Consider the following 2,427-nt stretch of genomic DNA (forward strand, 5'->3'; position numbering starts at 1 on the left):
TTGCCTTATCTAATGCATCTTTAATATCTTAAACATGTTGTGGATCACTGCTTGCGCCTTCACTTGTACCCTTACTAATATCAGTTAATTGTTGAGCGTCTGATAAGGCCTTCTTATAATTATCTTGAGCGGTCTTATCTGCATTTTGGAAGGTTGAACTATTTTCATCAATTGGGTTAGTCAAATTATCATCTGACTTCAATGAACCCATATTGTTGTTTGTAGTTTCAGCGTTAGTTTGGGCAGTTTTTGCTTCAGAAGCAATAGTTGCATTATTAACTGCATTAATAGCTGCTTGTTTTTGTGCATCGTTCAAATTCTTCATTTGATCGATTGCGTGAAGAGCATCCTTTTTAGCTTGGTCTAATTCTGGATCATCTACGTTAATAGTAAGGTCAGTAGTTATACCACCAGTAGAAATTTGACCTTTGTATTGACCAGCCTTTTCAGTACTTCCACCATCAGTAAATTGGAAATTAAAACTTTGTTGTTGATCTTTTAAAGTAGCGTAATTGGAGTAAACCATTTGCGCAACAGAATCACCAGTAAGTTGATCACCTTTTTTCACAGTGATAGTGTCTGAATTAACGATAGGTGCAACTTTAGTTCCAACAACATATTTCTTGTCTAAGGTAAAACTTGAACTATTTCCTGCTTTATCAGTAACTGTATAAGTTACAGTGTAGGCTACTTCATTCTTAATATCAGAAATATTAGTTATATCAGAACCATCTTCACCCTTTAATTCAATAGTTTTAATTAAATCTGCGTCTGGAGTTCCATTATCAGTTGCAGAAATTACTTTATTTGGATCTAAAGCATCCTTGCTATTTACATATACAATACTACTTTTAGTGGTTCCGCCAACCTTAGATACTGCATCATCCTTATTTACTGTTGGTGCAATAGTATCAACTCCAACGTAGTAAAGAGGAATCATGTATTTAAACGCATCATCTTTTAGATAATTAACTACATATGTACCATTATTTGTACTTAATATAATGTAATTTTCAGCATATGAATTATTAACGATATTTTTGCCATCAAGTGTAATTGGCTCACGTTTAGTATCTGACGTAGCACTTTCAGCATACTTAGTATAATCATCAAGTTTTAAAGAGCCATAAGTATTGTTGGAATTCTTAGTTACAATATCTACTGGCTGCAATCCCCAGTATTCATTCCGATCCGGTTTATAGAGCAATACATCCATAAAATTGGTGTATTGTCTACTATTTGAATTCTGAACGCAACGTTGTGCACCATCTCTACCATCTTGGTGTGCGTTTAGTTTTGAATCAATAGTATATTGATATTGTGTCTTAGGATCATAAAGAACTATTTGCTTAGCTAAATCAGAAGAATTTAAAGATGTAACCTTTCCTATTTCATAACGGTAAACAACCGCATTGATAGTTCCATCTTGATTGTAAATTACCTGCCAACCAGTATTGCCATTATAATTATCCTGAGTAAATGAAATCTTGAAGTTAGGCAAATCTTCAATATGAATATTGCCTGAATCATATGAACCAGAATATCCTGGATTAGTGGCCTTTACAGTTTGATTACTGGTATCTGCTACCAATGAAGTAGTTAATGCATTGTTAGATAAAATACTATTCTTTGAAAGTGAAGATACATTCAAAGTTGTAGTTGTCATAGCTGCACTTGTATCTGTATCATTTGTACTTGTCTTAGTTTCTGTAGTGTTTACAGCTTCATTAGTTTGGCTAGTACCAGTTAATTGACTAGCTGCACTTTCCAAATTACTAATCGTATTCTTTACATCTTCACTAGTTGCTGAAGCATTATCTAAAACCTTCTTTGCATTTGCAACAGCACTATCAAATGCAGACTTCTTACTTGCATCTGTTTCATTAGTATATTTATCTGACTTTTGAACATTAAGTGCATTGTCATAAGCTGATTGTAATTGACTCTTATCAACTTTTTCTTCATTGTTATTTTCGATTGATTGGGAAGTAGCAGTCTGGCTCTCAGTATTCGTAGCTGTGTCACTAGCTGCCTGCACTAAAGAGTTACTTCCACCAAGATACAAAGTAGTAGAAAGTAGCACTGAAGCTAATCCTAATGTAGTCTTTCTTAATGAAAAATGCTGTTGTCCATTAGCAGTTTTTAGTTCATACTGCTTTCTATTATTTTTCGAAAACATTAATAACCCCCTAATATAAATAAAAGAAGAGTCTCTTTAGCATCTACTAATTCGACTCTGAATTTATTATTACGAATCCAAATATATTAATTTTTAAATTAGAGAAAATTTATCTATACTTAAATGCAAATCGATAAATCCTCCCAAAAATCCAAATAACATACTAACAAATTATTCAATACTTGAAAAGTTATTTGTTTATAAAACATACTATAGTATTGAAACTGTCAAATTTTTTGTGTAAATAG

1 protein-coding gene is annotated in these 2,427 nt (G+C 32.5%); it reads right to left on the minus strand.

Annotated elements, in window-relative coordinates; genetic code table 11:
- Positions 1-28 precede the first annotated feature (28 nt).
- The gene (locus FC45_RS07335) at positions 29-2,179 is read right to left on the minus strand and encodes a YSIRK-type signal peptide-containing protein (RefSeq protein ID WP_006588833.1); all 2,151 of its coding nucleotides are present in this window, start codon (positions 2,177-2,179) and stop codon (positions 29-31) included.
- Positions 2,180-2,427: the final 248 nt, after the last annotated feature.

The sequence above is a fragment of the Lactobacillus jensenii DSM 20557 genome, from assembly GCF_001436455.1.
GTDB classification, from domain to species: domain Bacteria; phylum Bacillota; class Bacilli; order Lactobacillales; family Lactobacillaceae; genus Lactobacillus; species Lactobacillus jensenii.